This is a genomic window from Bacillus sp. LJBS06, assembly GCF_016924995.1.
Classification (GTDB): Bacteria; Bacillota; Bacilli; order Bacillales; family Bacillaceae; genus Bacillus; species Bacillus stercoris.
This window is the reverse complement of the sequence record NZ_CP070483.1, coordinates 2,155,804-2,181,676: the sequence shown is the minus strand read 5'-3', so window position 1 is coordinate 2,181,676 and position 25,873 is coordinate 2,155,804. Positions and strand designations below refer to the sequence as shown.

Sequence of the window (25,873 nt, the reverse complement as noted above, 5' to 3'; positions counted from 1 at the left end):
GCCCCCGGGGAAAGGGGGCTTTTTTTAATAGAGTTTCCAAACGACTTCTTTTGCCTGCTCAAAACGTTTTTCTGCCTCGCGCCAATCCACGACATTCCACCAGTGATCGACATAGCTGGCCCGGTCATTTTTATATTGCAAATAGTAGGCATGCTCCCATACGTCAAGCGGTAAAAGAGGGATCACATCCCACTGGCTGAAGAGCTGGTGTTTTTCTGCTGTTAGAATCTCCAGCCGTCCTGATCGAGGTGCCCAGACCAGAATGGCCCAGCCGACACCTTCCACTTTTTTAGCGGCTTGGGTAAAATGTTCTTTAAAAGCGGAATAGCTTCCAAATGAAAGGTCAATCATTTGAAACAATGCCCCTGTAGGGCGCCGCTTTCCGTTTGGATGCATGGAAAACCAGAAAATACTGTGCAAATAATGGCCTGCTCCATGGAACGCAAGCTCTCTTTCCCAATGAGTGATCAAGTCAAAATTCTTTGTCGCCCTCGCTTTTTTAAGCTCCAATTCTGCTTTGTTCAGCCCATCGACATAGCTTTGATGATGTTTTGTATGATGAAGGACCATAATATCGCGTGAAATATAAGGCTCTAAGGCGGAATATTTGTATGGAAGCTTTGGCAGTACATGTTTCCCTATAGGGACATAAGCGCGTCTTTCATTTGTATCATCTGATTCTGTAATATCCCGGTAAAGGGCAGCTGCCTGCTTATACCAATCTTCTTCTGTTGTTTGGTCATCTTCCAGAGCCTCAATCATCTTGTCGATTTGATCTTCGAACTGGTCAAGCTGTCCCCGCTTTTGAATCTGGTCTTTCAGTGCTTCACACCAATTGAACATCTCCGTTTGATAAGATTCACGTTTCATTTGCTGTCTCCTTTTCAATAGAATCAAAATACTTCCCGACAGCCAGCAAAGAGAATACATATGGATAACTGTGATAGCGAATATAAAATTGCTTTGGCAATCCGATTCCTGCTGGATATGCGAGGTTATCGGCGCTGTATGAACTGCTGTCAGTAAGGTAGTGCATGCCTTTTACAACAGACGGATGTTCGGGATTTTCGTATGTGAGCAAAGCGTCTAAAGCCCAGGCCGTTTGTACAATGGTTCCTCTTTGAAGCGGTACGTATGTTTTGATTTCGGCGCTTTTGCAAGATTCTCCCCAGCTCCCGTCATCATTTTGTATGGATTTGAGCCAACGCAGAGCCTTTTGTATAGCGGGGTGCTTTCGGTCAACCCCGCATGCATGCATACCCATAAGAGCAGCCCAGGTGCCGTAAATGTAGCAAACACCCCATCTCCCGTACCATGACCCATTTTGTTCCTGATTCTGGAAAATCCACTTCACTGCGCGTTGAATATGCTGATGTTTTTCTGTGAAGCCAACTTTCTCGCCTAAAAAATGCAGTACACGTCCGGTGAGGTCGGCGGTTGAAGGGTCAACTGCAGCGTCCTCGGCGGATTCAAGCGGCAGATGGCGAATCAGTGGATGGTTCACATTTTTTTCAAAAGCAGAAAATCCGCCATCATTGTTTTGCATCGATAAAAGCCAAGACACCCCTCGTTCCCAAGCTGCAGGAGAATAATTGCGGGGAATCGCTTTTAAAACAGCTGCAGTGTCGTCACAGTCAGGGTTATTTGTATTAATGTTTGAAAAACCCCAGCCGCCGGGAATTGAATTTGGATTTTTGACAGACCAATCTGCTATTTTGGCATGCTGGCGTTCTAGCAAAAAGTCGGCTGCTTTTGTAACAAAGCCATCCGTTTCGGTCACACCATTTTTTTGAAGAGCATAGCTGATTAGAGCTGTATCCCAAACAGTTGAAGTAGAGTTTTCTAGATAAGGAATCCCGTTGCATTTAGTCATCAGTGATTTGATGCCGTTAATCGCCCTCCTGATAACAGGGGAGTAGCGCGACACACCTAGTGACAGAAGGCTGTAAACCATAAATATGGTTGCACTCGCATAGCTGTATAATGTTCCGTCTTTTTCAATCCGGTCCAGCATATACGTTTTAGCTGTCTGTAAGCCCAGCTGCTGGAACGCAAATGGCGCATGGAAAATGCGTTTCCAATGTGACAAAATAGACGTGAGATCTCTTTCTTCAAAAGCATCAGACCGAAGCCAAGTGAAAGGGTTTTTTGTCATGTGCGGATCGAGATGGCGAAGAGATTGAATATTGCGGTTATTAAGGATAAATCGCTGATTGAGTGTTACAGCCATAGGAGCAAAATGAATACGGGCATATGAGCTGAACTGATAGAAATGAACCGGCAATGTTGGAGGGAGCGCCATAAGTGATAATGGTAAATACAAAGCAGGCCAAGGATAAAGCCCGTTCGCGGCAAGCATCCATTTTGTCATGAAATGTACATGTCTCAAACCTCCATGTGAGATGATAAATTGTTCGGCTTTTTTCATGTGTGGGTCAGATCTGTGAAAACAGCCAGAAGCCAGCATCCCGACATATCCTTGGACAGTAGCCGTTAGATTTCCGGGAGTTTCATCGGGATAATTGATAAATGTGCCATCGGGCTGCTGTTTTGCACGTATGCCAGCGGCAAGTGCTGATATCAGTTCTTTTTCATTTTCGCCGTCATCTAGGGAGGTCAGGAGCAAAATAAAAAAGGAATTTGTCATGATTGGTCCTTCAAAGCAAAATGTCCATGAACCATCAGCATTTTGCCTGTCTCTTAACTCCGTAACGGTTTTCTTTTGAAAACGCCTCACTTTCTCCTGAAGTGTGCCCACCACGCTCAACTCCTTCAGAAGCATATATATTCAGCATCTTTTATGGGCATTACAGAAAGAAAAAAACTGCTGGCAGGCAGCAGTTTTTTAAACATACATGTTAGTCTTCAAGATTTATCCAAACACTTTTAACTTCTGTGTAATTATTCAAGGCATATGATCCCATTTCTCGTCCGAGTCCTGACTGTTTATAACCGCCAAATGGAGATGCCGCGTCGAACACATTATAGCAGTTCACCCAAATGGTTCCGGCTTGAAGGCGGTCCGCGATATAGTGCGCCTGCTTGACGTTCTCTGTCCACAGTCCGGCCGCAAGCCCATATTCTGAATGGTTTGCCCGTTCAATAACTTCATCGACTGTTTCGTACGGAATGGCAGTCAGCACGGGTCCGAAAATTTCTTCTTTTGCGATGGTCATTTCATCTTCAACATTCGCAAACACAGTCGGTGCGACAAAATATCCTTCTTCAAAAGGACAGCTTCCGCCAGTCACTGCTTTTGCTCCTTCATCTTTTCCTTTTTGAATATAGGAAAGAACGCGTTCATGCTGTTCCTTGCTTACGAGAGGCCCGATTTGCGTATCTTTATGAAGACCCGCTCCTTGGCGGAGTGACTCAGCATAGGACACCATTTCATCAACAACTTCATCATATTGGTCTTTATGAATGAAGACACGGGAGCCCGCACAGCAGACCTGGCCCTGGTTAAACATCACACCGTTTAAAGCGCCCGGGATTGCTTTTTTCAAATTCGCATCCGGCAGAAGAATATTAGGCGATTTTCCGCCCAGCTCCAATGTAACACGCTTAATGCTTTTCGCTGCGGTGGACATGATTTTCTTTCCAATTTCAGTCGAACCGGTAAAGGCAATTTTATCAACCGCTTCGTGGTTCGTCAGCGCTTCTCCCGCATCTTCACCGAATCCTGGGATGATGTTGATTACACCGGCAGGGAAACCGGCTTGGTCAATTAATTCTGCCAAATAAAGGGCTGAAAGCGGTGTTTGTTCAGCTGGTTTGAGAACGATTGTACAGCCTGTTGCAAGTGCCGCGCCCATTTTCCACATCGCCATCAGGAGCGGGAAATTCCATGGAATGACCTGGCCGACGACACCGACAGGCTCATGACGCGTATAATTAAAATAAGCGCCGGAAACCGGAATCGTCTGTCCTGTTATTTTTGTACACCAGCCTGCGTAATAGCGCATATGCTCGATAGCCAGCGGAATATCTCCATTAGTCGTTTCATTAATTGGTTTCCCATTATCAAGTGTTTCAAGCTGAGCAAGCTCAGTTTTATGCTCTTCCATTAAGTCTGCCAGCTTATACATCAGCCTGCTTCTCGAAGCTGGAGACATTGTTCTCCATTCGCCTTGATCAAAGGCTTTCCGGGCAGCTTTCACCGCTTTGTCCACATCCGCAGCCTGGGCTTCATACAGCGTCATCAAGGTTTCGCCGGTCGCCGGGTTGGGAGTGTCAAAGGTTGCCCCTGAGGCACTCGGAACAAATTTACCATCAATATAAAGCTTCTTTGTTCCCTGTAAAAATGTCTCCAGCCTTTTCGTCACTTGCATCGTTAAAGAACTCATTCGTAACAAACCTCCAGTCATTTTTTATGGTCTGTCCTGAGATTCTTGGTGATAGCACATTGATTTCTTGATTGCATAGCAGAAATAAGCTGTGATATTTGCTGCAAACGTAAGCGTATACAAACATTCTATAATAGAAAACAAGGCAAAATCAATGAATAACCGATATTGCAATTTACAAAAGAAAAAAGCTACAATAAGCTTATAGATAAGTAAAGGAGATTTCATCATGATTCATAAAAATTGGCTTGAAAAAGAAACAATCAAAAAGGTAAAATGTGTGCAGACAAACGCAAAAAAATATATCGTAAACCGGGTCTTAACTCCGGGAAAAGAATATGAAGTGAAAAATGAAACAGAGGAGTTTCTCTTTGTGGTCGACAATACGAATAAAGTGGGCGGCTACTATAAAGAATACTTCGAAGAGATGTAATGTTTCCTTAAAGCATCAGACAAACTAGTTAAAAGCAGTCGATACATAAAACCGCAGCTCAGCTGCGGTTTTTTTGTGATTAAACAGGAAATATAAAACAAAATGCATGAAACATTAAAAACAACTTTTTTTATAAAAACATTGCTGAATATTGAAACTTTTTCCTCAATATGTGCGTATTACTTGATGACAACAGCTTAAAAGCCGAAAAACAAATCAAAAATTTGAAAAATGTAATCTGTTCGTAATGGTTTAAATGTCTTCTATGTCGTATTCTTATATAGGGATAAAGGACTTATTTTTATGTAGTGAATGATAAAACAAATAGATAAATGCAGAAAGAGGGGTTCTTCATTGGGTATTTTTTCTGTTAGCAGATCAACGGACGCAAAGAAGCTTGAAGCTTTGCTCGTTGAAGGGGAAAGAATAGAATCGATTTATAAGCTCCGAGTGGACCAAATTTGCTTTACAAATAAGCGGATCATTTTCTTTGACAATAAAATGTTTTCCAAAAAGAAGGTTCGTGTATTTCTTCCATATAAAACAATTGAAAGCTTTGCCATCCAAGAAGCGGGAATGTTTGATCCGGACACTGGGCTTTTACTGATGACAAGAAGCAAAACGTTCGAATTAGAATTTGCGAAAGACACCGATTTAAGCGAAGTTCAGGCGGTGTTGACAAAGCATTTGTGCAGCTGAATATTTCATGAGCCAGCCGTTCAAAAAATGGTTAGGCTTTTTTTTATAAAAAAACAGGGCATATGCGCCCTATTCTGGTTATACCACACTGTTTTTCGCTGAGTTCGAATCAATAAGATCTGCATCTAATACATTTGAAATCGGTACGACAAGAGGAGTAAAGTCGCCATTTTCTTCTCCAAAGCCTTGATTTATTTTGGCTGATAAAAAGTAATCGACCTGCTGATACGGACCGAGTGTTAAAGAGGAACCACGGTCCATCGTATTGATTTTAAATCCGCCGACATTCACGACGGAGGGTGAAAAGAACATCTCATCACTTCCTTTTGATCGAAGAGTTAACCGCTTCACTTTCAAAAGAGGCCGGAGAATCAATTTGGTCTCTGTCATCCACATGGCTTCTCGTGCCCATAAATCCGCTCGCATCTCCAAAATTCTGTCCGTAGCCTTGATTTTTTTTATCTGAATTTTGCCATTCTGCCAATAAATTTTGTCCTACGTTAACCGCTGAAGCATTTTCAAAGGAATTAATTTTCAGCATGAAAATATTAATATTGATATACGGAGTTGGTTGAACCACAGGCAAACCTCCTTTCTATAGTTGTATGCTGGCGGTTATAAAGTATGTTAAGACAGGGGGCTTCAAATGGATTTCGAAAAGATGAAGCAGTGGATGGAATTCGCACAGCAGATGTACGGCGGTGACTTTTGGAAACAGGTATTTGATGAAGACCAAAAAACCCCTTTTATGACAAATGGCCAATCTCCGTTTCCGTTTTCGCAGCAAGATCAGCGAGGGAAAGGAGATGCTTCATTTCCAAGCATGGATATTGTAGATACCGTTACGGAAGTCCAGTTTTTGATTTATCTTCCAGGCTACCGTAAACAGGACGTTCACATATTATCGTACGGAGATTATTTAGTGGTGAAGGGGCAGCGCTTTTCCTATTTTAATGAACAGGACTTTCGCCAAAAAGAAGGGAAGTACGGAAGTTTTGAAAAGAAAATTCCGCTTTCCGATCATCTTCATGGAAAGATGAGTGCCATTTTTAAAGACGGAATCCTATACATCACCATTCAAAAAGACGAGGGTCAAGCGAAAACCATTGTTATTGATGATTGATTTTCATACTGAGTGCATCTGCCCCGTCACGGTCATCAATTGATTCAATCGGAATGACCATGGCCACAAAATCTGCATTTTGTTCCCCGAAACCGTTATTTCTTTTGATAGCAGAGCACTTGTTCCTTAATTCCGCAGAACCAAAGGTAAGGGATGAGCCGCTGCCTATCGTGTTAGTTTTGAGATGAGCAATATTGATGTTAGTCGGAAGCATGAAAACCTCTCCTTTCTTTGGGATATACACATTATATATGTAGACGAAAGAGGAGTATGCAAAGGGTCGTGATGTCATGAAAAAAATGCTTAGGTCCCTGATCAGGCATTGTTTGAAATCAGAACTTGACAAACTGCGTGAATGTGAAGAAAGGCTTTCACGGCTTGAGGAACAGAACAACAGCAGCAAACAGCAGGCTGAAGAAACCTATATACATATTGAAACGCTGAATGTTGAAAAAATTGATTATCATCTCGAATTCGGCGAGCTGACCATTGATGAACTGAGCGGCAGATTAAATATAGGCGCAACCTATTATATGCCGCCAGAAGAGAAAGACAAAAAGTGCCAGCGAAAATCCGAAGCGCCACCAACACCAGCGGTCACGATCCGTTCAAAAAGGCAGTAGCTCATCCTTCCATCCATGTTCCCATGTTTGACAGGAGGCAAAACGGGAAACAGAATAGAAAGGAGAGGATATACATGGCACTGACAAATGAACAAACACAGCATCTCTATCATAAATTGCTCGATATGCAAAAAGAATTGTCTGGAGAGAAAAAGGAAACAGAATCAATGACAGAAGAAGTGGGGGAGCTTTCCAATGGGGTTGACAACCATATGGCAGATCACGGTACGCTCGTCACAGACCGGATGACAGACCAAACGGTGAGAGAGATTGACCGGGAGCTGTTAGAGGAGGTTAACCATGCATTACAAAAGATGAAAGAAGGAACTTACGGGGTGTGTGAAAAAACGGGCCAAGACATTCCTTACGAAAGACTTGAAGCTGTTCCCTATGCGAGAATGACAGTTGAGGCGCAAGCTGATATGGAGGATGACCTTGAGGCAGATGCTCCTTCATATGAACGAGCGTTTCACGAACAGGTAAAAGATCTATCCAACAAAGAAACAATTGATCAAAAAAGTTCACAGACGTATGAAATCTTGGATCGTGAACAAGATTCGAAGTAAAAATGCCAGGCAAGTACACCGATATTAGATGTACTTGCTTTTTTTTTGAAAAAAATCTCATATTCAAAATAAAGTGATTGACTTTGAGTAAAAAAGAAAGTAACATACTATTTGTAAGTAAATATAAAAAGTTTACCGGGAGGAATACAAATGTCTACAGTTTTATTTGTAAAATCAAGCGACCGTACAGCTGAAGAAGGCGTTTCAACTAAACTTTACGAAGCTTTCTTAGCTGCTTATAAAGAAAATAACCCTAATGATGAAGTGGTTGAATTAGACCTTCATAAAGAAAACCTTCCTTACCTTGGAAGAGATATGATTAACGGAACATTTAAAGCAGGTCAAGGAATGGAAATGACAGAAGAAGAGAAAAAACAAGCAGCAATTGCCGACAAATATCTGAATCAGTTTGTAAAAGCTGACAAAGTTGTTTTCGCATTCCCGCTTTGGAACTTCACAGTGCCAGCAGTGCTTCATACTTATGTTGATTACCTGTCTCGTGCAGGCGTTACATTCAAATACACACAAGAAGGACCAGTTGGTTTAATGGGCGACAAAAAAGTTGCACTCCTTAACGCGCGTGGCGGCATTTATTCTGAAGGACCAATGGCTTCTTTAGAAATGTCATTAAACTTCATGAAAACAGTTCTTGGTTTCTGGGGTGTTCAAGACTTACACACAGTTGTCATCGAAGGACATAACGCAGCGCCTGATCAAGCGCAAGAAATCGTTGAAAAAGGTTTACAAGAAGCAAAAGATCTTGCTGCAAAATTCTAATGAACAAAAACTCCTATCATTGCGATAGGAGTTTTTTTGTATACATATTTATATAGAAGAAAGTGATGAATCCTCTTAGCGAAAAAAGGCTGTTTTTTTATTGTAATATATTTTTTGATTTGTCGAATCTTTGGATATAATAGCGAAAAAACATTTTTATTGGCTGGAAAAAGTTTTTCTAAACAATTGTTCTGGCCTCTTGATTAAAACCGCCCGATGGTGTACTATATAAAAGAAGCTACTTTGTGCGTATTGTTAATTAAGTTTTAACCTTTAAGCTGTAATAGGGAGTTTTATATCGAAGCCGGAATGTCATGCCTCCATTGCTGAGGACGACAGGAACGTTTCTGCAAACACCCACTTTGAGGAGTGGTGGTTTAAAACTTTCTTACTTGCATACGGCAAGATGTAGCGAAAGCCATTTCCTTTTCGGAAATGGCTTTTTATTTTATCTGAAAAGGTTGGTATAGCAAAAAAATCAATTTTTGTGTGAAAGAAATGAAGGCCTCTTTTTTATGATATGATGGGAGAAATTCAAGGAAAAGCGAGGTTTACACATTATGTTACATAGAGCCCAATCCCTTCTGGCTCATTATTTTGGTTATGAAAAGTTTCGCAGCGGCCAGGATGAAGCGATCCGCTTGGTAACGGAAGCGAGGCAAAATACGGCCTGTATTATGCCAACGGGAGGCGGCAAATCGATTTGCTATCAAATTCCAGCATTAATGTTTGAAGGGACGACGATCGTCATTTCACCGTTGATTTCCTTGATGAAGGATCAAGTTGATGCATTAGAAGAAGCGGGGATTAACGCCGCCTACATTAATAGCACACAATCCAATCAGGAAATATACGAGAGGCTGAACGGACTCAAAGAAGGGGCTTATAAGCTTTTTTACATTACACCAGAGCGACTAACGTCCACGGAGTTTATCCGGATTTTGCAGGGCATAGATGTTCCTTTGGTCGCAATAGACGAGGCGCATTGTATTTCTCAATGGGGGCACGATTTCAGGCCAAGCTACAGAAATATTGAAATTTTGTTCCGTGAATTACACGACAAGCCTGTCATCATGGCGTTAACAGCAACAGCCACACCCGAGGTTCATGATGATATTTGCAAACAGCTGCACATTCAAAAAGAAAACACGGTATATACCGGATTTTCACGAGAAAATTTAACCTTTAAAGTAGTAAAAGGAGAAAATAAAGATCGTTTTATAGATGAATATGTGCAAAACAACAGACATGAAGCAGGAATTGTCTATACCGCGACCAGAAAAGAAGCTGATCGGATATATGAGAGATTGAAACGAAATCAGATCAGGGCAGGGCGGTATCACGGGGGTTTGGCTGATGATGTGAGAAAAGAGCAGCAGGAAAGGTTTCTTAATGATGAGCTTCAAGTGATGGTGGCAACCTCTGCTTTTGGAATGGGGATTGATAAATCAAATATCAGATTTGTTCTGCATGCACAAATTCCAAAAGATATGGAAAGCTATTATCAAGAGGCTGGACGAGCTGGGCGGGACGGCCTTGCCAGTGAATGTGTTCTCCTGTTTTCACCGCAGGATATTATGGTGCAGCGCTTCTTAATTGAGCAATCAGAACATGAAGAAAAACAAAAGCAGGATTTAAAAAAGCTGAGACAAATGGTCGACTATTGTCATACGGAAGATTGTCTGCAGCGTTTTATCCTTATGTATTTCGGAGAAAAGGAGCCTGATGCGTGCGGACAATGCGGAAACTGCACTGATACAAGGGCGGCCCATGACGTGACGCGGGAGGCGCAAATGGTCTTATCTTGTATCATTCGCATGAAAGAACGATTTGGCAAGACGATAGTTGCCCAAGTGCTTGCCGGCTCCAAAAATAAAAAAGTTCTTGAAAACGGTTTTTCGGACCTTTCAACATACGGAATATTAAAACACCAATCAGTTGGCGAAATCAGTGATTTTATTGAATTTCTTATTTCTGACGACTTTATCAGGATGTCAGATGGTACGTTTCCGACTCTTTTTGTCAGCAGTAAAGGAAGGAATGTGCTGAGAGGAGAATTATCAGTCACGAGAAAAGAAGCGTTAAAAGCGGCAGCGATTACTGAAAATGACGAGCTGTTTGAACGATTGCGCATGGTTCGGAAAGAAATCGCGGCTGAGCAGGGTGTTCCGCCATTTGTTGTTTTCTCTGACCAAACGTTAAAAGAAATGTCAGGAAAACAGCCCGTAAATGATGAGGAACTTTTGTCTATAAAAGGAGTCGGAGAACAAAAAAGAGCAAAATACGGCCGGCTTTTTTTACAAGAAATACAGGCTTATGCAAGGATGACAGACTAAAAAAACAGAAAATCAATCTTTTTTTCTATAAAAAACACATTTTATTTTCTCTGTTTTGCCTTAAAATAAAAAGACTTGCGAAGCCTATTATATCAAGGGTTCAGCAAGTCTTTCCATCAGAGAGAAATCCTTCATGTAAAGGAACTGTAATCTAAATCATATCTTTTTGTTATTGATTTGACATTTACGTGTGTTACGATATCACCTGTTAGCCGCCAATAAAAAGCTAACAAGGGAGGATTTACTTATGAAGAAGACGATTATGTCCTTTGTGGCAGTTGCTGCACTTTCAACAACTGCATTCGGAGCTCACGCTTCTGCAAAAGAAATTACGGTGCAAAAGGGTGATACGCTCTGGGGAATCTCTCAGAAAAACGGAGTGAACCTAAAGGACTTAAAAGAATGGAACAAGTTAACTTCTGATAAAATCATTGCAGGAGAAAAACTGACCATTTCTTCAGAAGAAACAACCACTAATGGGCAATATACAATTAAAGCGGGAGATACGCTTTCTAAGATTGCTCAAAAATTCGGCACGACAGTCAACAACCTGAAAGTTTGGAATAACTTAAGCTCTGACATGATCTATGCTGGATCAACTCTTTCAGTAAAAGGTCAGGCAACAGCAGCAAACACAGTTGTTGAGAATGCGCAAACAAGCGCACCTCAAGCTGCACCAAAACAAGAGGCTGTGCAAAAAGAGCAACCTAAACAAGAAGCTGTACAACAGCAACCTAAACAAGAAACAAAAGCTGAGGCAGAAACTTCTGTTAACACAGAAGAGAAGGCTGTTCAATCAAATACAAATAATCAAGAAGCTTCAAAAGAATTAACAGTTACTGCTACTGCTTACACTGCTAACGACGGCGGCATCTCCGGCGTTACGGCAACAGGCATTGACTTAAATAAGAACCCGAACGCGAAAGTTATCGCGGTTGATCCTAATGTGATTCCGCTAGGTTCTAAAGTCTATGTTGAAGGCTACGGGGAAGCAACAGCAGCAGACACTGGCGGCGCTATTAAAGGAAATAAAATTGACGTATTTGTACCAAATAAAAGCGATGCATCAAATTGGGGCGTCAAAACTGTAAGTGTGAAAGTCTTAAACTAATGATATAGATTGTGATAAAAGACATGAGCTTTTGGCTTGTGTCTTTTTTTCTTTATCATATGCTGATAAAGAAAAGTGGTCCCGTTTTTCTTTTTATGTGCGATTCAGGGGCTCCGTGTTCAATGAATGATTTCACATTCCAGAGACATTTTGCACCATGGCATTTATAGCTGGTTGTTAATATCCTTGATCGGCGAAATGAGCTGTTGTGTATCTTTTTTTGCGGATAAAAGGCAGTTGGATGTAGCAGTTGCCCTATACGGAATCGGATTCATTTTAGGCGGTTTTTTATTGTCATATTAGGCACTCTTGCAGTTGGGCAAGGCAGCTTGTGAGCGGAGTTGGTCAGCAGATGACTTTCCATATTAAATACGCAATTCAATTGATATCAGCAATTCAGCAGATGTGCAGTGGCGGCGATTTTAATAGGACAACTAGTCAATCTGAGGCTGTTAAGCATATCATCGTCCAGCTGGCTTTAAGAGTGAAGGATATCGATCCGTCTTATTCCGGTTCCGGCGATGTATTCAGGTTAACAAAAAAGATCTTGGCATCTGCCAAGATCTTTTTTTATTTAAACCAGCCTTTTTCTTTTGAACGGGTAATGGCTTCAATTCGATTTTTCACTTCAAGTTTTTCTAGAATCATTGAGATATAATTTCGCACCGTTCCGCTTTTGATGCTGAGTTCTTGAGCGATTTCTTTGGTATTTTTACCGTTAGCCACAAGTTCAAGCACTTCTTTTTCTCTATCTGTAAGAGGGTTAGCCTCGCTGTATAAGTCCTCCATCAGCTCAGGTGCATAGATGCGCTTTCCGTTCATAACGCTACGGATGGCGCAGGCGAGCTCTTCGCTCGGACTGTCTTTTAATAAATAGCCTTTTACGCCTGCTTTAATAGCTCTCTGAAAGTAGCCGGGTCTGGCAAAGGTGGTTAGGATTATAATTTTGCAGCCTGTATTCTTTAACTCCTCGGCAGCTTCAAGGCCTGTTTTTCCAGGCATTTCAATGTCCATAATACATACATCAGGCTGGCGTTTTTTGACAAAATCAACAGCATCTTGGCCGGTTGTCCCTTTTCCTACGACTTCCATATCGTCTTCTAGGTTTAGAAGTGATCCTAAAGCGCCCAGCAGCATTTGCTGATCTTCTGCAATAAATATACTAATCATGTAAGCCATCCTTTATGTTTATTTTGAATTATTAGGAATTGCCATGGTAAGCTTGGTGCCGTTTTCGGTATCGATGTGAAGGCTTCCGTTTGCAAACTCAAGCCGTTCTCTCATCCCGAGTAAGCCATGTCCTTTAGAAAAGGAATTTTCTTCTCCTTTAAATGTTCCATCGTCAGACACTGTAATGACAACTTCCTTCCAGAGCTGCTGAATGTCTACTCGGCAAGTTTTAGCCTGACTGTGTTTGACGACATTTGTGACAGCTTCTTTTAAGCACATGCTCAAAATGTTTTCATTTAGCAATGAGATATTTTCGGGCCACTTCTCTTCTTCATAGATAAACGTAATGTCTGCGGCTTCGAGAATCTGTTTGATGTTGATCAGTTCATCCTTGAGACGGATGCCTTTCATGGAGGATACGATTTTTCTTACTTCATTTAAAGAAGTTCTCGCTGTTTGCTGAACACTTTTCAGTTCACGAGCTGCTTGTTCGGGATCTTTGTATATCAATTTTCTCGCTAAGTCGCTTTTTAATCCGATAAGAGAAAGCTTTTGTCCAAGCGTATCATGGAGATCGCGGGCAATTCGCTGCCGTTCTTCTAATTTTACCAGTTCTGCAATCCGTTCATTTGCATCCTCAAGCTTTTCTTCCAGCCGTTCGCGTTCCTTGCGGCTTCTTATACTGAAGGGCAATAAAATCGCGCTGATGAGGGTAATGACGACAAAAGGAATTTGAGTCAAGAAGAATTCCTTTTTTAATACGAGACTGAAATTAGCTGCGACAGCCGCGCTTATTAAATGGACATAATATAAAATGTGAAAAGGGACGCGTTCCTTAATGTTTCCAATAAAATACGCGATAAAAAAAGCAAAATAAATATAACTGAACAGAGTAATGGAGGACGTCGAAATGCCGATTAATAAAAATCCCCACAAATAAATGGTCCAGCCTTTTGAGACGAAAGCAAATCTATATACGGAAAAAAATAAAAGCGTCAAAATGATGCCGACAATAATAACAAATGTAGATGATGATTTCCATATAAAGTAGAAGGGGAGAATGAAAAATATTGTCCATATATAGGGCGTAATCCCGCTTAGTTTTTGAAATGTAAAATGCTTTTTAATCATGATCTTACCTCATTTTCAGCCTTTTCATCTTACTTGTAACTTTATCATTGTGAAAGCCGGAATGCACCCTCCAATAATAAAAAGGAAGTCCTCTAGTATATTAGAAGACCTCCTTCATCATCAGGCGTTCTTTCGCAACTGCTCTTTATCTGGTGAACCAGGCGAAGAGCTTGAAGGTTTATGTTTGATGTCCCGAAAGGACACAAATTGTTTTTTATCTTCATCCCAAAGGCGGAATGCAAGTGATTGCAGACTTGTTTTTAAGGTAATTGTCGGTACGTTTTTTAATGGTTCGTGATGTTCATGAGCCACTTCAAGCTTATAGTTAGGCACTTTTGGACTCAAATGATGCACGTGGTGGTAACCGATATTGCCTGTCAGCCATTGAAGCAGCTTCGGAAGCTTATAAAATGAACTGCCTTCAACAGCGGCCTGAACATAGCTCCAGTTTTCATCCGCTTCAAAATAAGAATCTTCAAAGGTATGCTGCACGTAAAACAGCCAAACACCGATTGAACCTGAAATCAGAAATATCGGGCCTTGAACGAGCAAAAACGATTGCCAGCCAAAGATCAGACAGCAAGCGGCAGCCAACGCGGCAATTGCCAGATTCGTAAGGTATGTGTTTACACGCTCCTTGCGTCTTGCGCCTTTTTTGTTAAAACGGTTCGTGATCAGAAAAACATAAATCGGTCCGAGAATAAACATGATAAACGGGTTTCTATAAAGTCTGTAGGCAAGCTTTGTTCGTCTGGATGCAGCCTTATATTCGTTCACTGTTAACATCCAGATATCACCTGTTCCGCGTTTATCCAGATTGCTGCTTGTCGCATGGTGAATCGAATGGCTGTGCTGCCATTGAAGATACGGGAATAAAGTCAGGACACCTGTCAGAAAACCAAGAATATGGTTATAGCGTTTTTGTTTGAAAAAAGATTGATGGCAGCAGTCATGGAAGATGATAAAAATTCTTGTCAGAAAACCCGCGGCAATCACTGTTAATGCGAACGTAAGAAGATAGGAGACATTGAGGCTGAGATAAGCAAGAAACCACAGGCCGAAGAATGGAATAAACGTGTTCAAAAGCTGAATCAGGCTGTTTTTCGTTTCAGGCTGAGCAAATGCAGCGACTTGCTTTGTCAGCTGTTTTTGTTTATGTGCAACGGTTTGTTCAGTCATAGTAAGTATCCTCTCATTGTGTGTCTCGGTTCAGTATACACTAATGAGAGAAGTCTTTTGTAGTAGCACACATCATGCCTCCTATATGACATTTGTCATGTCTGGTGCGCCTTGCATAACCGATTACGCTAAAAAAGCTTGTAAAAAAATTTACAAGCTGATTAATGTTTATCGATCCATATTCGCGATGTGCCCGAAACAGCTTCAATTCTGCATGTTCCCCCTATAGGGAATGTGGCAATTGGCGAGGTATGTCCAGCATTTATGTTTGCGATGACCGGGATGCCGGATAATTCTTTTTTTGTTTCGATCATGGCTTTTACGAGATCTATTGATACGTTTGATGCTTTCTGAAATCTGCCGATCAAAATACCCTTTACATGTGAAAAAGCGGGGAGGTGGATGAGTGATTGCAGATCGCGGTCAAACATGTGGATGTCTGACATATAATCATCTTCAATCAATAAGATGGTATGTTCTGTTTCTGGAAAATACTCCGTTCCCTGCAGCAAATTAAGCGTGCATAGGTTTCCGCCAATCAAAGTGCCTTCCGCATAACCCTCTTGAATCACAACAGGTCCGTTATTTGGATAAAAGCGTCTGCTTTCTTGATCCAAATACCAGCGGTCATCGCTCCATTCGCTCGAAGGATGAATCTCAAACGGATTGTCCGAAGCGCAGCAAGAAAGAAAATAATCTTGTGTATAATCGAGCCCTTTTTTCATTGCAAATGTTGAAAAGTGGGGGCCTGAATACGTAACAAGACCCGTTTTTTGATAAATGGCATTGCTGAGGGCCGTTATATCAGAATAGCCGCACAGAATTTTTGGATGCTGTTTGATTTTTTCGTAATCAAGATAGCGCAGCAGCTGATTTGAATTGAAGCCTCCGAGTGTCGTTAAAATCGCTTTGACGCCTGGATCAAAAAAGGCCGTGTGCAGATCATGGACTCTTGATTCGATAGAGGATGAATCAAATTCGTTACATTCATTTGCATGTTCAGCAATGGTGACCCGATAACCTAAGCGTTCTAATGTTGTTTTTGCTTGAACTTTTGCTTCGTTTGATAATATAGACATGCTGGTTGCGGGAGACACGATCCGGATCTCGTCTCCCTTTTTCAGTTTTGAGGCGTACATAGAGCCCTCCATCAATGGTTTTACACCATTACAGCACATCTTGGCTCATTATTCCAGATTTTTTTACAAATCAACCCACTTAATGCTGCCGGATTGTGTATCAGGATCGACGCATACTTTGAATTGATGTTTTTCATAAAAATGAATCAGCCGGTCTACATGATTCCAATCACGCTTGGCAATGTCGCCTGTGACTTTCGGAATATTGTGGTCTCTTGCAATATCTTTTAAATATTTCATGCAAATGGAACCAAACCCGTGATTCGGAGGGCCTTTAATGTCTCCGATATGAATGGCATCATCCTTGTAAGACGCTACAAGTGAAAAACTGCCTTTTCCTCTGTAAGCCGTTTTACAATCAGTAAGCATAATTTTGCATGTTTGGCCATCATCAATCGAGGAAACAATCATCCACTCTTGATGTTTCGATTGATCAATACCAAGCACTTTGGCATCCTTAGATAAATCCTTCATATTCTCCTGCATTCGGTAAATTTGAAATTCTAATTCATTTAGCTCTTTCTCAAGCTCTTGACGATTTTTTTCTTTAATAGTAAACAAGATCAAACTCCTTTCAAAAAACTGCTTAGAAACACAGTTACCAATTGTATTAAAAGAGAGGCGTATTGTAAACAACAATTCCATTATTACTAGAAATTAGCGCTAAGTCAGGTTTGATCATTTTTAAGAGAGGAAAAAGAAAACTAACCTGTGAAAAAGGAGGAAGCGGAATGGCGATTGATTCATTGATTAACAAATTACAATATGTCCAATTGGAACCGCCGGATAAAATTCTCTCCCTGTATCTCAATACAGATACGAGAGATCCAGAGCAGCAGAGGGGGGAATGGAAGATTGTCCTAAAGTCAGGATTCAGCCGATTAAAAGAGTATTTGGCTGCTAGTAATCCAGAGGAGGAGAAGTGTCTGGATGGAATCAGAGCTAAAATGAATCAATACCTGAATGCAATGGGAAAAGACATGCCCCGCAGTCTCGTGTTTTTTGTTTCCGACAGTGGCATATGGGAAGCGATTAAGCTTCAAGTCCCTGTAGATACTAGATTTTACTGGGAAGAAACAGCTGTCCTGGATCAGCTAAGGGATTTGCGCCAAACATACCCAAGTACGGCGTTTATTTTAACTCAGCAGCATGAAGTGAAAATTATTGAAACCGTTTTAGGGGAAATTGAGACGGTGGAGCGTTATGAGTATGATATGATCAATGAGTCTTGGAAGAATTGCCGTTCCGCTGTAAACAAAGCGGAAGCATTTGAAGAGAACCGGATGAGGGAACATGTAACAGAGAACCAATCGAGACTATATAAGCGGCTGGCTGCCAGCCTAGATCAAAAAGCTGCTGCGAAAAGATGGGAACGAATGGTCATCGCCGGGGATAAAGAAACGGCTGATATCTTGGATCAGCATATGAATAAACCCATTCATTCGAAAATTCAAAAGAACCTGCTGAATGAAAATGAACATAAGGTCATTGAACATCTGATAAAAGAAGCGTAAACCTAACAGGGCCGGGGCTAATAGCCGCCGGCCTTTGAAGTGTGTCTAATTTCTGACGAAGCAGTCGAAAACGTTGACATCTTCTTTGAATTTGCATACGATTTGGATAGCCAGTACAAATTAGGAGAGGTCACCAAATGAATCAAACAGAAAATAAACCGAAAAATTACACGGGGATTGTCCTCACGCTGACAGTTCTGATTAACGGTTTAATCGCAGTGCTGTTTTTTATGCCTAAATTAGATCAGTTCAGCCATGCGAATATTCACATTTTGCCCATGCTGAATGCGATATTCAACAGCTTTACGTTTATCTTCTTATTGGCCGCGCTGATTATGATTAAACAGAAAAATATTAAAGCTCACAAACGCTTTATCTTAGCCGCATTCACAACAACATTACTATTTTTGATTTGCTATGTGACTTACCACTCGATTGCGGAAAATACGCTTTATGGCGGAGAAGGTATTATGCGTCCGATTTACTTCTTTATTTTAATTACACATATCTGCCTTTCTGCAATCATTGTGCCGCTTGCGCTGTTTACGCTGATCAGAGGCTTCAGCATGCAGGTAGAGCGCCATAAAAAAATCGCCAGATGGACAATGCCTTTATGGCTGTATGTAAGCCTTACAGGCGTTATTGTATATTTGATGATTTCACCATATTATTAAAAGCCATACTGAGTATGGCTTTTTTTACATGTAAACATGACAAAAGCCCAAATTCATGTTTGGGCTTTTATCAGCAAATTGATAGACTCTTATTCATGAGCCTTGGATTCCATGGTTTCAAGTGTTGCAACCTGCATAGATTCTTCAACAGTTTTTGTTTTTTCTTTTACTTTTTCTGCATACGTATAATCACCGTAGCAATACGGATAGCGGAAATTCTTCATGTTTCCCCCGCAAGTATACAGATCAGGATTTTTTTTGACTTGCTGCTCGGAGTATTGTTTTGCCAATTCCTCAGTATGCGTTCCTCCATGTTCAGCTACAAAATCAATGTAACCTGCCCCCATGTTGTAGCTTTGAATAATAGTATCCAAATCCACACCTTTTTCCTTACCGGTCTTGTACATGAGGGTAAATTGCTTGATGCCTTGTTTAACACTGAGTTGAGGGTCTGTTATCTCATTGCGTTTTAACCCCAGAGATTCAGAGGACTGCATGGGATCATTGCCTTTTCCTTTTGACTCCTGATACATCATGCCTAATATGAGTGATGTATAATGAGAGAGTCCTTGGCTTTCAAGCTCTTCTTCCACCAAGGGTTTGTAATCGGTTAAACGTTCCAAAACAATCGTTTTTGTATCGATCGGAAGTTTTTTGATTAAATCCCGGTTAAAAAAAAGCAATACCAATAAAAAAGAGGCGATGACAAAGACAAAAATCATCATAAAACCCGCAGCAGCGAAACAGCCTTTTCTCTTTTTCTTCACTGTGTTTCACCCTCAATGTTTGGAGCAGTATGACCTTTTTATTATGACATAGAACGATAAATCAGACCAAGTAAAAACCTAATTTGAAACATAAATTTAAACTATGAGATTGAAATGGAATACAAGCAGGCTGTTTTGCACTCAAGCGCATTTGTTATAAGATAAAATTATGAATAAAGAAAGGTGATACATATGACTGAATTTAGAGAAACGGAACAATCGGCTGCTGATCTGGACGAGGAGACTTTGTTTCTAGTAGCGCAAACATTCAAAGCGCTTTCTGATCCTACCCGAATCAGAATTCTTCATTTATTGTCACAGGGTGAACATGCAGTAAACGGAATTGCAGAAAAGCTGAATTTACTGCAGTCTACAGTGTCCCACCAGCTTAGATTTTTAAAAAATCTCCGGCTTGTCAAATCGCGCAGAGAAGGAACATCAATTTATTACTCTCCGGAGGATGAACATGTTTTAGATGTTCTTCAGCAAATGATCCATCATACACAGCATGATTGAAAAAGACATCCTTGCTTAACTCGCTGTTAGCGGGCAAGGATGTCTTTTTCTTTATTGTGTCTGTGCTGTTCGAGTTCGTTTCGGCTAAGCTTGATGACAAAAGAGGAAAAACCGATATAATAAACGGCTATCAGAAAAAAGACGCCAATTGTCAGAGGGTCCGTTCCGATTGACTGACTGTATGATCCAAGGCTGTTTAGATCAGGTGAGGTAAGATAAAGCTCCGTCACTCGATACAGAAATCTTGATAGAAATAAAGTTAAGAGAATCATCTCTACCCAAATATGAGTCCGAAAATAGATCTTTCCTCTGCGTTTTTTAAAGGAGATGTTTTTCTTAGCGAAAAAGACAAGGAGCCATCCGCCAAGAATACCCATAATGAGATATCCATATAAAAAAGGGTGGATGAGGCTGAAGATTGAAAGCACAAAAGCAAACAGCGAGAAAAGAATGATGCGGGTGAACAGCCAGCGGGGCTTCAGCGGCTGGTATCCGATGGACCTTTTAATTTTTTTATACAGAAAAAAGATGATGATCATGGCAGGATAAACGCTTTGAAGTGTAAAATGCATGATGTGAAATCCCCTCCGTTGAGAAGTGTATGCTTATCCGGTTGGAAATAGTAGCTGAAATCAAATACTGAACACAAAAAAGAAGGGGGAACCCCTGTTTTCATAACATATGCGAGGTGTATGTGGCCGCATAATAGATATGCCCAAGCTTTATCAAAATGTTATGATTGTTTTGATGGGAAATACAAGAAGAAAAGGTGCGCAGAATGAAACTGGAACGTTTGTTAGCGATGGTTGTATTATTAATCAGCAAAAAACAAGTGCAGGCTGCTGAACTTGCTGAGCTGTTTGAAGTATCAGTCAGAACCATTTACCGTGATATTGAGACGATCAATAGGGCTGGTATTCCAATTGTGACCTCACAGGGCTCCGGGGGCGGAATTGGCATTATGGAGACGTATCGGCTTGAGAGAGAGTGGCTGAAGGAGGAGGAGCTGTTTGCGATCGCTTCTGCTTTGCAGAGTGTTTCATCTATGCACGAACCTGTTTCTCACAGCACAGCTTATCAAAAAATCAAGCACCTCATACCTGAGCAGTCAGCCGAAGCATTTAAGCACCAAACTGAAAAATGGTTTATTGACATGACGGCTTGGGGCCAGACTGAGGATCAAAAGGCGCTTCGTGAGAAAATCAGCGCCGCCATCGATCGATTGTCAACGATATCTTTTACATATACAAGCGCAAGCGGGGAAACACTGCTTCGGGAGACTGAACCTTATACATTGGTTTGCAAGGCGGGGCACTGGTATTTATATGCCTACTGCCTGGTAAGAAATGATTTTCGTTTTTTTAAACTAAACCGGATGAAAGATCTGGCCATCTTACATCAGACCTTTATTAGAAAAGACATTCAGCTGGACACTTTGCCATGGGATAAGAGATGGTACCAAAAGGACCGTTTAACTGAATTGGTTATTCTTGTTCAGCCGGCAGCACGTCAGCGCATAGGTGAATGGTTCGGATATGATGTCCTTCACTGTGATGAAAATGAAATCTGCCGGGCAGTGATTTCGCTTCCTGAAGATCAATGGCTGATCGGTTTTTTGCTCCAGTTCGGAAAGGATATTGAGGTTCTGCAGCCTCTTCATATACGAGATAAAGTAAAAGAAACCATTCATCACATGCAAAAAATATATGAAACCTGACACACTGCTGTCAGGTTTCTTTGTCTATAATCTTAAAAAAAGGAGGAGATCGTATGGGCTTTTCACATATGACACACTTAGACCGGAAACGATTTGCCGGACTTTCACAACGGACAAGCAACGCACTGGAAATGACGGAAGAAAGGAGGATTCCGGCACTGTGGGACCAATTCTGGAAGCAGGATATGAGCGTTCTTTTATCACAGGGAGAAAAAGACCAGAGCATTATTGCCTTATATTCGAATTATGAACAGGAGACAAATGGGCTTTACACATTTTCAATCGGAACGTTTCAGGAATACGACGACATCCTTCCGGAACCATATGAAAACATTGATTTGCCGGCTTCCGCTTATGCCGTTTTCACTTCCAGAATCGGTCCTATTGAAGAGATTGTGCTTGAAACGTGGAAGGACATTTGGACGTGGGATAAGCGACATCTGCGCACGTTTACAGGTGACTTTGAGGTGTATGATCGAAGTGCTGCAGTGCCACAGCGGGCACAAGTTAACATTTATGTAGCGATAAAAAAATAATAAACTCTTGAAAAACTAATGGTATTAGTTAATAATAAAACTAACGCCATTAGTTTTTTGTTAGGGGGAATAAAAAGATGAGAATGACTCAGTATCAAACCGTTTGGCAGCTGACTTTTTTTCCAGCATTGTTTCCAGTCAATTGCTATTTAGTAGAGGAAGAAAACGAAGTCACCCTTATTGATGCCGCGCTTCCAGGCAGCTATAAAGGAATCATTCAAGCTGTGAATCAAATTGGAAAACCGCTTCAGCATATTTTACTGACTCATGCACATGGGGACCATGTTGGATCACTGGATACATTGGCACAAACATTTCCGCATGCGAAGGTCATGATCTCGGAACGGGATTCATTCTTGCTTCAAGGTGACACATCCTTGCGGCAAGATGAGCCGCAGACGCCTATAAAAGGAGGTATTCCGAAACACATACAAACAAAGCCTCACCAACTGCTGACGGGCGGTGAAACAATTGGTTCCCTGCTTGCCATCCCTACACCCGGCCATACACCAGGCAGCATGTCATTTCTTGATACAAGAAACGGCACTTTAATAGCAGGGGATGCGTTTCAGTTGCGCGGAGGAATCGCTGTATCAGGCCAGATAAAATGGACGTTTCCTTTTCCCGCTTTCGCCACATGGAATAAGGAGGAGGCCATCAAAAGTGCACAATTGCTCGCCGATAAGTCGCCTTCCTGTCTCGCTGTCGGACATGGGAATTTTCTGCGATCACCCTCAGAGCGGATAGGACAGGCGATCCAAAAAGCAAAGAAAGGATGATGAGCATGTCACCGAGAATAGGATTAACCCAAAAAATGATTATAGACACTGCAGCTGAGATCGCTGATCAGGAAGGGGTAAATGGTGTCTCACTTGCAGCGCTTTCTAAAAAAATGAATGTACGCCCTCCGTCATTGTATAACCATATCAACGGGCTGCAAGCAATCAGAACAGAACTTGCTGTCAGAGGGCTGACAAAGCTTTTTGATCAAATGGCGGACTCCGTAACGGAACGAAAGGGAGATTCGGCTATGCTTTCTTTAGCTCATGCATATGTTGATTTTGCAATTGAAAATCCCGGATATTATGAAGCGGCTCTGCTTAAGGTTCAGGACAAAAGAGCGGAAATCGCTTCAAATCAAATTGTCCGTCTTGTGACAGAGCTGCTCATTGAAAACGGCTATGCAAGTGAAAAGACTGCCATTCATGCGACAAGGGGGCTTAGAAGCCTGCTGCATGGCTTTGCTGCTTTAATTGCAAAAGAAGCATTTGAACGCGAGGAGAACATTTCAGAAAGCCTGTCATTTTCAATTCGGACGTTTTTGTCAGGTTTATTAATAAGCAATAAAACTATTATGTAAACCTATAAAAGGTGTCTTATATTTCTGAATATTGTATAATGTCAAGGGAGTATACAAAGGGGAGAGGCATTATGCAATGGATGACATTCACAAGATTGAACGGTTAGCGGCAGCTTCATGGCCGCCTTATATTCAAAAAAACATAGGGAAATGGCTTCTCAGAGCGAATTTTGGCGTAACCAAAAGGGCAAATAGTGTATGGACTTCTGCGGATATGCCTGAAGGTGATTTTCAGCTTGAGGCCGAACTTTTTTATCAAAGTTTAGGCTTGCCTGTTTGTTTTCATATTAGCAACGCATCACCGAAAGGGCTTGATGACGCATTGGCAGAAAGCAGATATGAAAAGGTTGACGAGTGCTTCCAAATGACGGCGTTGTGCCGGTCGATTATGAGCCGAACAAATGACAACAGCCGATTTACATACAAGTGGGAACAAGAGCCATCATCTGTTTGGATAGATGAATTTATTCAATTAGAAGGGTTTTCGCCCGAGCGTCACAAAGGTTACAAACACATTTTCGAACGCATGCCGCCGTGTAAAACTTTTTTTAAGATGTATGACAAAGGAAGCCTGACAGCGCTTGGCACGGTTTCTGTTATTGATGGTTATGGCGGACTCAGTAATATCGTTGTAGCCGAGGAGCACAGAGGAAAAGGAGCAGGAACCCAAGTGATCAGGGTGTTGACTGAATGGGCAAAAAACAACGGAGCGGAACGCATGTTTTTACAAGTGATGAAAGAAAATCTGGCGGCAGTTTCGTTATATGAAAAAATCGGATTTTCGCCTATATCGGAACACCATTACCGGATGAAAAGATGACCAAAGAAAGGGGGTTGCTGATGGAATCGCTTCAAGAGATTATTTGCGAAAAACGGACATACACACGCCTATATCATTCACATAAGCACGCGTACAGCCAATTTCTATTTCCGCTTCAAGGAAGTATAGATCTTGAGACTGAGGGGCGCCAGGTGAAATTAAATCCGGATCATTTTTTATATATTCCGCCGGAGTGCGAGCATCGCTTCCGTTCTATCGGAAGAAATGAATGTCTTGTACTGGATGTTCCGCTTCATGCAATGAAAATTGATGAGTATCGTGCAGGATCGGGAATTGAAGCTGCACTCGATCCTTTCTGGTCTTCGATCAGGTACTTGCTGACAGAGGAAGCAAAGGCCGGAACAGCCAACTCGCTTCATATGCTAGTACAATACATAAAAGAAAAGCTTCAATCCCATAGCTATGCTTCAATTGCATACATTCACAGCCATTTATTTGAGCGGCTGACGATTAAGAAGCTGGCAGAAATCGAGCATTATCACCCAGCTTACTATTCAAGCTGGTTCAAAAAACAGACAGGGAAGTCCCCGCAGAACTATATTGCCGACCTTCGCCTTGAGGAAGCAAAACGAATGCTGATGGAGAGAAATGAAACCCTTACCGTCGTGAGCGAGGCGCTGGGCTTTCAAAACCTTTCTTCTTTTACCAGATGGTTCACAAAAAGCACAGGAATGCCGCCCCGCCTGTATCGAAACACCTTATATTCAGATAAAAAATAATGGCTGTTTGGTTAAGCGAATCTTGAATATCTCCTTTACAATAGGAGAAAAAGGAGTTATTGATATGGCAGTCATTGAAGACTTTGAGAAATTGGATATCAGAACGGGAACAATTGTAAAAGCGGAAGAATTTCCTGAAGCAAGAGTACCGGCAATCAAGCTTGTAATAGATTTTGGGACGGAAATCGGCATAAAACAATCGAGCGCGCAGATCACGAAGCGTTACCAGCCGGAAGTTCTCGTCAACAAGCAAGTCATAGCAGTCGTGAACTTTCCGCCCCGCCGGATCGCTGGATTCAAATCGGAAGTCTTGGTCCTTGGCGGCATTCCCGGCCAGGGCGACGTCGTTCTGCTGCAGCCAGATCAGCCTGTTTCAAACGGAACAAAAATCGGATAACACAAAAAAGACGTTTGCCTAAGGCAAACGTCTTTGCGTATTGAGGCGATGCACCACACGCCACATTCGTGTGTACCGTAAAGGCATGTACATCGGCTTACACAATTCAGCTCATCGCTATATGAATATAGCATGGCGGGCGTAGGAATGCAAGGTAAATTTGTAATTGTGAGTGAATTTGTTGTCAGAAATCGTCTTA

Annotated in this window: 31 protein-coding genes and 1 other RNA gene; 19 read left to right on the top strand and 13 right to left on the bottom strand. The window is 41.6% G+C overall.

Features of this window, described 5'->3' with window-relative positions:
- Positions 1 to 24: 24 nt before the first annotated feature.
- The 3 genes from JQX68_RS10810 to dhaS all read right to left on the bottom strand — a co-directional run bounded on the left by JQX68_RS10810 (position 25) and on the right by dhaS (position 4,346).
- A complete protein-coding gene (locus JQX68_RS10810) occupies positions 25 to 870 on the bottom strand; it encodes a superoxide dismutase (RefSeq protein ID WP_014664269.1) in 846 nt (281 codons plus the stop codon).
- Entirely contained in the window at positions 860 to 2,758 is a 1,899-nt protein-coding gene (sqhC, locus tag JQX68_RS10805) for a sporulenol synthase (protein ID WP_147772009.1), read from the bottom strand. Before sqhC ends, JQX68_RS10810 begins: the two co-directional genes overlap by 11 nt.
- Positions 2,759 to 2,858: 100 nt before the next feature.
- Positions 2,859 to 4,346, bottom strand: coding sequence for an aldehyde dehydrogenase DhaS (dhaS, locus tag JQX68_RS10800; protein WP_147772008.1), 1,488 nt, complete (start codon positions 4,344 to 4,346; stop codon positions 2,859 to 2,861).
- A gap of 229 nt (positions 4,347 to 4,575) precedes the next feature.
- Here dhaS and JQX68_RS10795 point away from each other — a divergent pair, with 229 nt between their 5' ends.
- Both JQX68_RS10795 and JQX68_RS10790 read left to right on the top strand, forming a co-directional pair.
- A complete protein-coding gene (locus JQX68_RS10795; protein WP_003231245.1) occupies positions 4,576 to 4,779 on the top strand; it encodes a DUF6501 family protein in 204 nt (67 codons plus the stop codon).
- A gap of 354 nt (positions 4,780 to 5,133) precedes the next feature.
- Positions 5,134 to 5,478 (top strand): PH domain-containing protein, encoded by a 345-nt coding sequence (locus JQX68_RS10790; protein ID WP_003220141.1) that lies wholly within the window; start codon positions 5,134 to 5,136, stop codon positions 5,476 to 5,478.
- 78 nt (positions 5,479 to 5,556) lie between these two features.
- On the opposite strand, the gene JQX68_RS10785 is transcribed toward JQX68_RS10790, so the two are convergent.
- Entirely contained in the window at positions 5,557 to 5,790 is a 234-nt protein-coding gene (locus JQX68_RS10785) for a hypothetical protein (protein WP_014664266.1), read from the bottom strand.
- A gap of 4 nt (positions 5,791 to 5,794) precedes the next feature.
- The gene (locus tag JQX68_RS10780; RefSeq protein ID WP_004399338.1) at positions 5,795 to 6,058 is read right to left on the bottom strand and encodes a hypothetical protein; all 264 of its coding nucleotides are present in this window, start codon (positions 6,056 to 6,058) and stop codon (positions 5,795 to 5,797) included.
- Positions 6,059 to 6,124: 66 nt separating this feature from the next.
- On the opposite strand from JQX68_RS10780, the gene yocM reads away from it, so the two are divergent.
- Entirely contained in the window at positions 6,125 to 6,601 is a 477-nt protein-coding gene (gene yocM / locus JQX68_RS10775; protein WP_014664265.1) for a salt stress-responsive protein YocM, read from the top strand.
- Here yocM and JQX68_RS10770 read toward each other — a convergent pair.
- A complete protein-coding gene (locus JQX68_RS10770; protein ID WP_069149723.1) occupies positions 6,588 to 6,815 on the bottom strand; it encodes a hypothetical protein in 228 nt (75 codons plus the stop codon). The two genes, yocM and JQX68_RS10770, sit on opposite strands and share 14 nt — an antisense overlap.
- Positions 6,816 to 6,891: 76 nt before the next feature.
- Between JQX68_RS10770 and JQX68_RS10765 the strand changes: the two genes are divergently transcribed.
- The 6 genes from JQX68_RS10765 (at position 6,892) to JQX68_RS10740 (ending at position 12,014) form a co-directional block, all read left to right on the top strand.
- On the top strand, positions 6,892 to 7,224 hold the full coding sequence (locus JQX68_RS10765) for a hypothetical protein (RefSeq protein WP_147772007.1): 333 nt from the start codon (positions 6,892 to 6,894) through the stop codon (positions 7,222 to 7,224).
- A gap of 74 nt (positions 7,225 to 7,298) precedes the next feature.
- On the top strand, positions 7,299 to 7,790 hold the full coding sequence (locus JQX68_RS10760) for a TraR/DksA family transcriptional regulator (RefSeq protein WP_014664262.1): 492 nt from the start codon (positions 7,299 to 7,301) through the stop codon (positions 7,788 to 7,790).
- 150 nt (positions 7,791 to 7,940) lie between these two features.
- Positions 7,941 to 8,567 (top strand): FMN-dependent NADH-azoreductase AzoJ, encoded by a 627-nt coding sequence (gene azoJ / locus JQX68_RS10755; RefSeq protein ID WP_014664261.1) that lies wholly within the window; start codon positions 7,941 to 7,943, stop codon positions 8,565 to 8,567.
- Between the two features lie 232 nt (positions 8,568 to 8,799).
- Positions 8,800 to 8,986: non-coding RNA, 6S RNA (gene ssrS, locus JQX68_RS10750), on the top strand.
- 141 nt (positions 8,987 to 9,127) lie between these two features.
- Positions 9,128 to 10,903 carry a DNA helicase RecQ gene (gene recQ, locus JQX68_RS10745; RefSeq protein ID WP_014664260.1) on the top strand — a complete coding sequence of 592 codons (1,776 nt, stop codon included), beginning with the start codon at positions 9,128 to 9,130 and terminating at the stop codon, positions 10,901 to 10,903.
- 247 nt (positions 10,904 to 11,150) lie between these two features.
- On the top strand, positions 11,151 to 12,014 hold the full coding sequence (locus tag JQX68_RS10740; protein ID WP_014664259.1) for a LysM peptidoglycan-binding and 3D domain-containing protein: 864 nt from the start codon (positions 11,151 to 11,153) through the stop codon (positions 12,012 to 12,014).
- A gap of 570 nt (positions 12,015 to 12,584) precedes the next feature.
- On the opposite strand, the gene desR is transcribed toward JQX68_RS10740, so the two are convergent.
- The 5 genes from desR to JQX68_RS10715 all read right to left on the bottom strand — a co-directional run bounded on the left by desR (position 12,585) and on the right by JQX68_RS10715 (position 17,194).
- Positions 12,585 to 13,184 carry a two-component system response regulator DesR gene (gene desR / locus JQX68_RS10735; protein ID WP_014664257.1) on the bottom strand — a complete coding sequence of 200 codons (600 nt, stop codon included), beginning with the start codon at positions 13,182 to 13,184 and terminating at the stop codon, positions 12,585 to 12,587.
- A gap of 18 nt (positions 13,185 to 13,202) precedes the next feature.
- Complete coding sequence (desK, locus tag JQX68_RS10730) at positions 13,203 to 14,315, bottom strand: two-component sensor histidine kinase DesK (protein ID WP_014664256.1); 1,113 nt, start codon at positions 14,313 to 14,315, stop codon at positions 13,203 to 13,205.
- A gap of 120 nt (positions 14,316 to 14,435) precedes the next feature.
- Entirely contained in the window at positions 14,436 to 15,494 is a 1,059-nt protein-coding gene (gene desA, locus JQX68_RS10725) for a Delta(5) desaturase DesA (RefSeq protein ID WP_205440298.1), read from the bottom strand.
- 161 nt (positions 15,495 to 15,655) lie between these two features.
- Positions 15,656 to 16,633: a S66 family peptidase gene (locus JQX68_RS10720; RefSeq protein WP_205440297.1), complete on the bottom strand. Its 978-nt coding sequence runs from the start codon at positions 16,631 to 16,633 to the stop codon at positions 15,656 to 15,658.
- 63 nt (positions 16,634 to 16,696) lie between these two features.
- On the bottom strand, positions 16,697 to 17,194 hold the full coding sequence (locus JQX68_RS10715) for a hypothetical protein (RefSeq protein ID WP_205440296.1): 498 nt from the start codon (positions 17,192 to 17,194) through the stop codon (positions 16,697 to 16,699).
- A 170-nt stretch (positions 17,195 to 17,364) separates the two neighbouring features.
- On the opposite strand from JQX68_RS10715, the gene JQX68_RS10710 reads away from it, so the two are divergent.
- Together JQX68_RS10710 and JQX68_RS10705 are read left to right on the top strand one after the other, a co-directional pair.
- Complete coding sequence (locus tag JQX68_RS10710) at positions 17,365 to 18,147, top strand: VLRF1 family aeRF1-type release factor (protein ID WP_205440295.1); 783 nt, start codon at positions 17,365 to 17,367, stop codon at positions 18,145 to 18,147.
- Between the two features lie 137 nt (positions 18,148 to 18,284).
- Positions 18,285 to 18,821 (top strand): DUF420 domain-containing protein, encoded by a 537-nt coding sequence (locus tag JQX68_RS10705; protein WP_003231280.1) that lies wholly within the window; start codon positions 18,285 to 18,287, stop codon positions 18,819 to 18,821.
- 89 nt (positions 18,822 to 18,910) lie between these two features.
- Here JQX68_RS10705 and JQX68_RS10700 read toward each other — a convergent pair whose 3' ends face one another.
- The gene (locus JQX68_RS10700) at positions 18,911 to 19,588 is read right to left on the bottom strand and encodes a lysozyme family protein (RefSeq protein ID WP_040082907.1); all 678 of its coding nucleotides are present in this window, start codon (positions 19,586 to 19,588) and stop codon (positions 18,911 to 18,913) included.
- A 192-nt stretch (positions 19,589 to 19,780) separates the two neighbouring features.
- Here JQX68_RS10700 and czrA point away from each other — a divergent pair, with 192 nt between their 5' ends.
- Complete coding sequence (gene czrA, locus JQX68_RS10695; protein WP_003231284.1) at positions 19,781 to 20,104, top strand: Zn(II)-responsive metalloregulatory transcriptional repressor CzrA; 324 nt, start codon at positions 19,781 to 19,783, stop codon at positions 20,102 to 20,104.
- Positions 20,105 to 20,130: 26 nt separating this feature from the next.
- Here czrA and csk22 read toward each other — a convergent pair whose 3' ends face one another.
- On the bottom strand, positions 20,131 to 20,676 hold the full coding sequence (gene csk22 / locus JQX68_RS10690; protein ID WP_014664250.1) for a mother cell-specific sporulation protein Csk22: 546 nt from the start codon (positions 20,674 to 20,676) through the stop codon (positions 20,131 to 20,133).
- Positions 20,677 to 20,882: 206 nt separating this feature from the next.
- Here csk22 and JQX68_RS10685 point away from each other — a divergent pair, with 206 nt between their 5' ends.
- The 7 genes from JQX68_RS10685 (at position 20,883) to csaA (ending at position 25,674) form a co-directional block, all read left to right on the top strand.
- On the top strand, positions 20,883 to 21,821 hold the full coding sequence (locus JQX68_RS10685; protein WP_014664249.1) for a helix-turn-helix transcriptional regulator: 939 nt from the start codon (positions 20,883 to 20,885) through the stop codon (positions 21,819 to 21,821).
- A 53-nt stretch (positions 21,822 to 21,874) separates the two neighbouring features.
- Positions 21,875 to 22,357 (top strand): GyrI-like domain-containing protein, encoded by a 483-nt coding sequence (locus tag JQX68_RS10680; protein ID WP_040082911.1) that lies wholly within the window; start codon positions 21,875 to 21,877, stop codon positions 22,355 to 22,357.
- Between the two features lie 77 nt (positions 22,358 to 22,434).
- Positions 22,435 to 23,136 carry an MBL fold metallo-hydrolase gene (locus JQX68_RS10675; protein WP_134975445.1) on the top strand — a complete coding sequence of 234 codons (702 nt, stop codon included), beginning with the start codon at positions 22,435 to 22,437 and terminating at the stop codon, positions 23,134 to 23,136.
- A 5-nt stretch (positions 23,137 to 23,141) separates the two neighbouring features.
- On the top strand, positions 23,142 to 23,717 hold the full coding sequence (locus JQX68_RS10670; RefSeq protein ID WP_134975446.1) for a TetR/AcrR family transcriptional regulator: 576 nt from the start codon (positions 23,142 to 23,144) through the stop codon (positions 23,715 to 23,717).
- Positions 23,718 to 23,793: 76 nt separating this feature from the next.
- The gene (locus JQX68_RS10665; RefSeq protein WP_148343713.1) at positions 23,794 to 24,537 is read left to right on the top strand and encodes a GNAT family N-acetyltransferase; all 744 of its coding nucleotides are present in this window, start codon (positions 23,794 to 23,796) and stop codon (positions 24,535 to 24,537) included.
- A gap of 14 nt (positions 24,538 to 24,551) precedes the next feature.
- Positions 24,552 to 25,277, top strand: coding sequence for a helix-turn-helix domain-containing protein (locus JQX68_RS10660; protein WP_080478332.1), 726 nt, complete (start codon positions 24,552 to 24,554; stop codon positions 25,275 to 25,277).
- A 64-nt stretch (positions 25,278 to 25,341) separates the two neighbouring features.
- Positions 25,342 to 25,674, top strand: coding sequence for a chaperone CsaA (csaA, locus tag JQX68_RS10655; RefSeq protein WP_014664243.1), 333 nt, complete (start codon positions 25,342 to 25,344; stop codon positions 25,672 to 25,674).
- Positions 25,675 to 25,873: the final 199 nt, after the last annotated feature.

Bases quoted from the DNA above. Each gene is read 5' to 3' on its own strand.
- csk22 (WP_014664250.1), bottom strand. From the start codon at position 20,676: ATGCATTTTACACTTCAAAGCGTTTATCCTGCCATGATCATCATCTTT.
- JQX68_RS10670 (WP_134975446.1), top strand. From the start codon at position 23,142: ATGTCACCGAGAATAGGATTAACCCAAAAAATGATTATAGACACTGCA.
- JQX68_RS10785 (WP_014664266.1), bottom strand. From the start codon at position 5,790: ATGTTCTTTTCACCCTCCGTCGTGAATGTCGGCGGATTTAAAATCAAT.
- JQX68_RS10810 (WP_014664269.1), bottom strand. From the start codon at position 870: ATGAAACGTGAATCTTATCAAACGGAGATGTTCAATTGGTGTGAAGCA.
- JQX68_RS10770 (WP_069149723.1), bottom strand. From the start codon at position 6,815: ATGCTTCCGACTAACATCAATATTGCTCATCTCAAAACTAACACGATA.
- czrA (WP_003231284.1), top strand. From the start codon at position 19,781: ATGACTGAATTTAGAGAAACGGAACAATCGGCTGCTGATCTGGACGAG.
- JQX68_RS10675 (WP_134975445.1), top strand. From the start codon at position 22,435: ATGAGAATGACTCAGTATCAAACCGTTTGGCAGCTGACTTTTTTTCCA.
- dhaS (WP_147772008.1), bottom strand. From the start codon at position 4,346: ATGAGTTCTTTAACGATGCAAGTGACGAAAAGGCTGGAGACATTTTTA.
- csaA (WP_014664243.1), top strand. From the start codon at position 25,342: ATGGCAGTCATTGAAGACTTTGAGAAATTGGATATCAGAACGGGAACA.
- JQX68_RS10740 (WP_014664259.1), top strand. From the start codon at position 11,151: ATGAAGAAGACGATTATGTCCTTTGTGGCAGTTGCTGCACTTTCAACA.
- desK (WP_014664256.1), bottom strand. From the start codon at position 14,315: ATGATTAAAAAGCATTTTACATTTCAAAAACTAAGCGGGATTACGCCC.
- desR (WP_014664257.1), bottom strand. From the start codon at position 13,184: ATGATTAGTATATTTATTGCAGAAGATCAGCAAATGCTGCTGGGCGCT.
- JQX68_RS10795 (WP_003231245.1), top strand. From the start codon at position 4,576: ATGATTCATAAAAATTGGCTTGAAAAAGAAACAATCAAAAAGGTAAAA.
- JQX68_RS10705 (WP_003231280.1), top strand. From the start codon at position 18,285: ATGAATCAAACAGAAAATAAACCGAAAAATTACACGGGGATTGTCCTC.
- JQX68_RS10765 (WP_147772007.1), top strand. From the start codon at position 6,892: ATGAAAAAAATGCTTAGGTCCCTGATCAGGCATTGTTTGAAATCAGAA.
- JQX68_RS10760 (WP_014664262.1), top strand. From the start codon at position 7,299: ATGGCACTGACAAATGAACAAACACAGCATCTCTATCATAAATTGCTC.
- recQ (WP_014664260.1), top strand. From the start codon at position 9,128: ATGTTACATAGAGCCCAATCCCTTCTGGCTCATTATTTTGGTTATGAA.
- JQX68_RS10680 (WP_040082911.1), top strand. From the start codon at position 21,875: ATGGGCTTTTCACATATGACACACTTAGACCGGAAACGATTTGCCGGA.
- yocM (WP_014664265.1), top strand. From the start codon at position 6,125: ATGGATTTCGAAAAGATGAAGCAGTGGATGGAATTCGCACAGCAGATG.
- JQX68_RS10665 (WP_148343713.1), top strand. From the start codon at position 23,794: ATGGATGACATTCACAAGATTGAACGGTTAGCGGCAGCTTCATGGCCG.
- desA (WP_205440298.1), bottom strand. From the start codon at position 15,494: ATGACTGAACAAACCGTTGCACATAAACAAAAACAGCTGACAAAGCAA.
- JQX68_RS10685 (WP_014664249.1), top strand. From the start codon at position 20,883: ATGAAACTGGAACGTTTGTTAGCGATGGTTGTATTATTAATCAGCAAA.
- JQX68_RS10720 (WP_205440297.1), bottom strand. From the start codon at position 16,633: ATGTACGCCTCAAAACTGAAAAAGGGAGACGAGATCCGGATCGTGTCT.
- azoJ (WP_014664261.1), top strand. From the start codon at position 7,941: ATGTCTACAGTTTTATTTGTAAAATCAAGCGACCGTACAGCTGAAGAA.
- JQX68_RS10710 (WP_205440295.1), top strand. From the start codon at position 17,365: ATGGCGATTGATTCATTGATTAACAAATTACAATATGTCCAATTGGAA.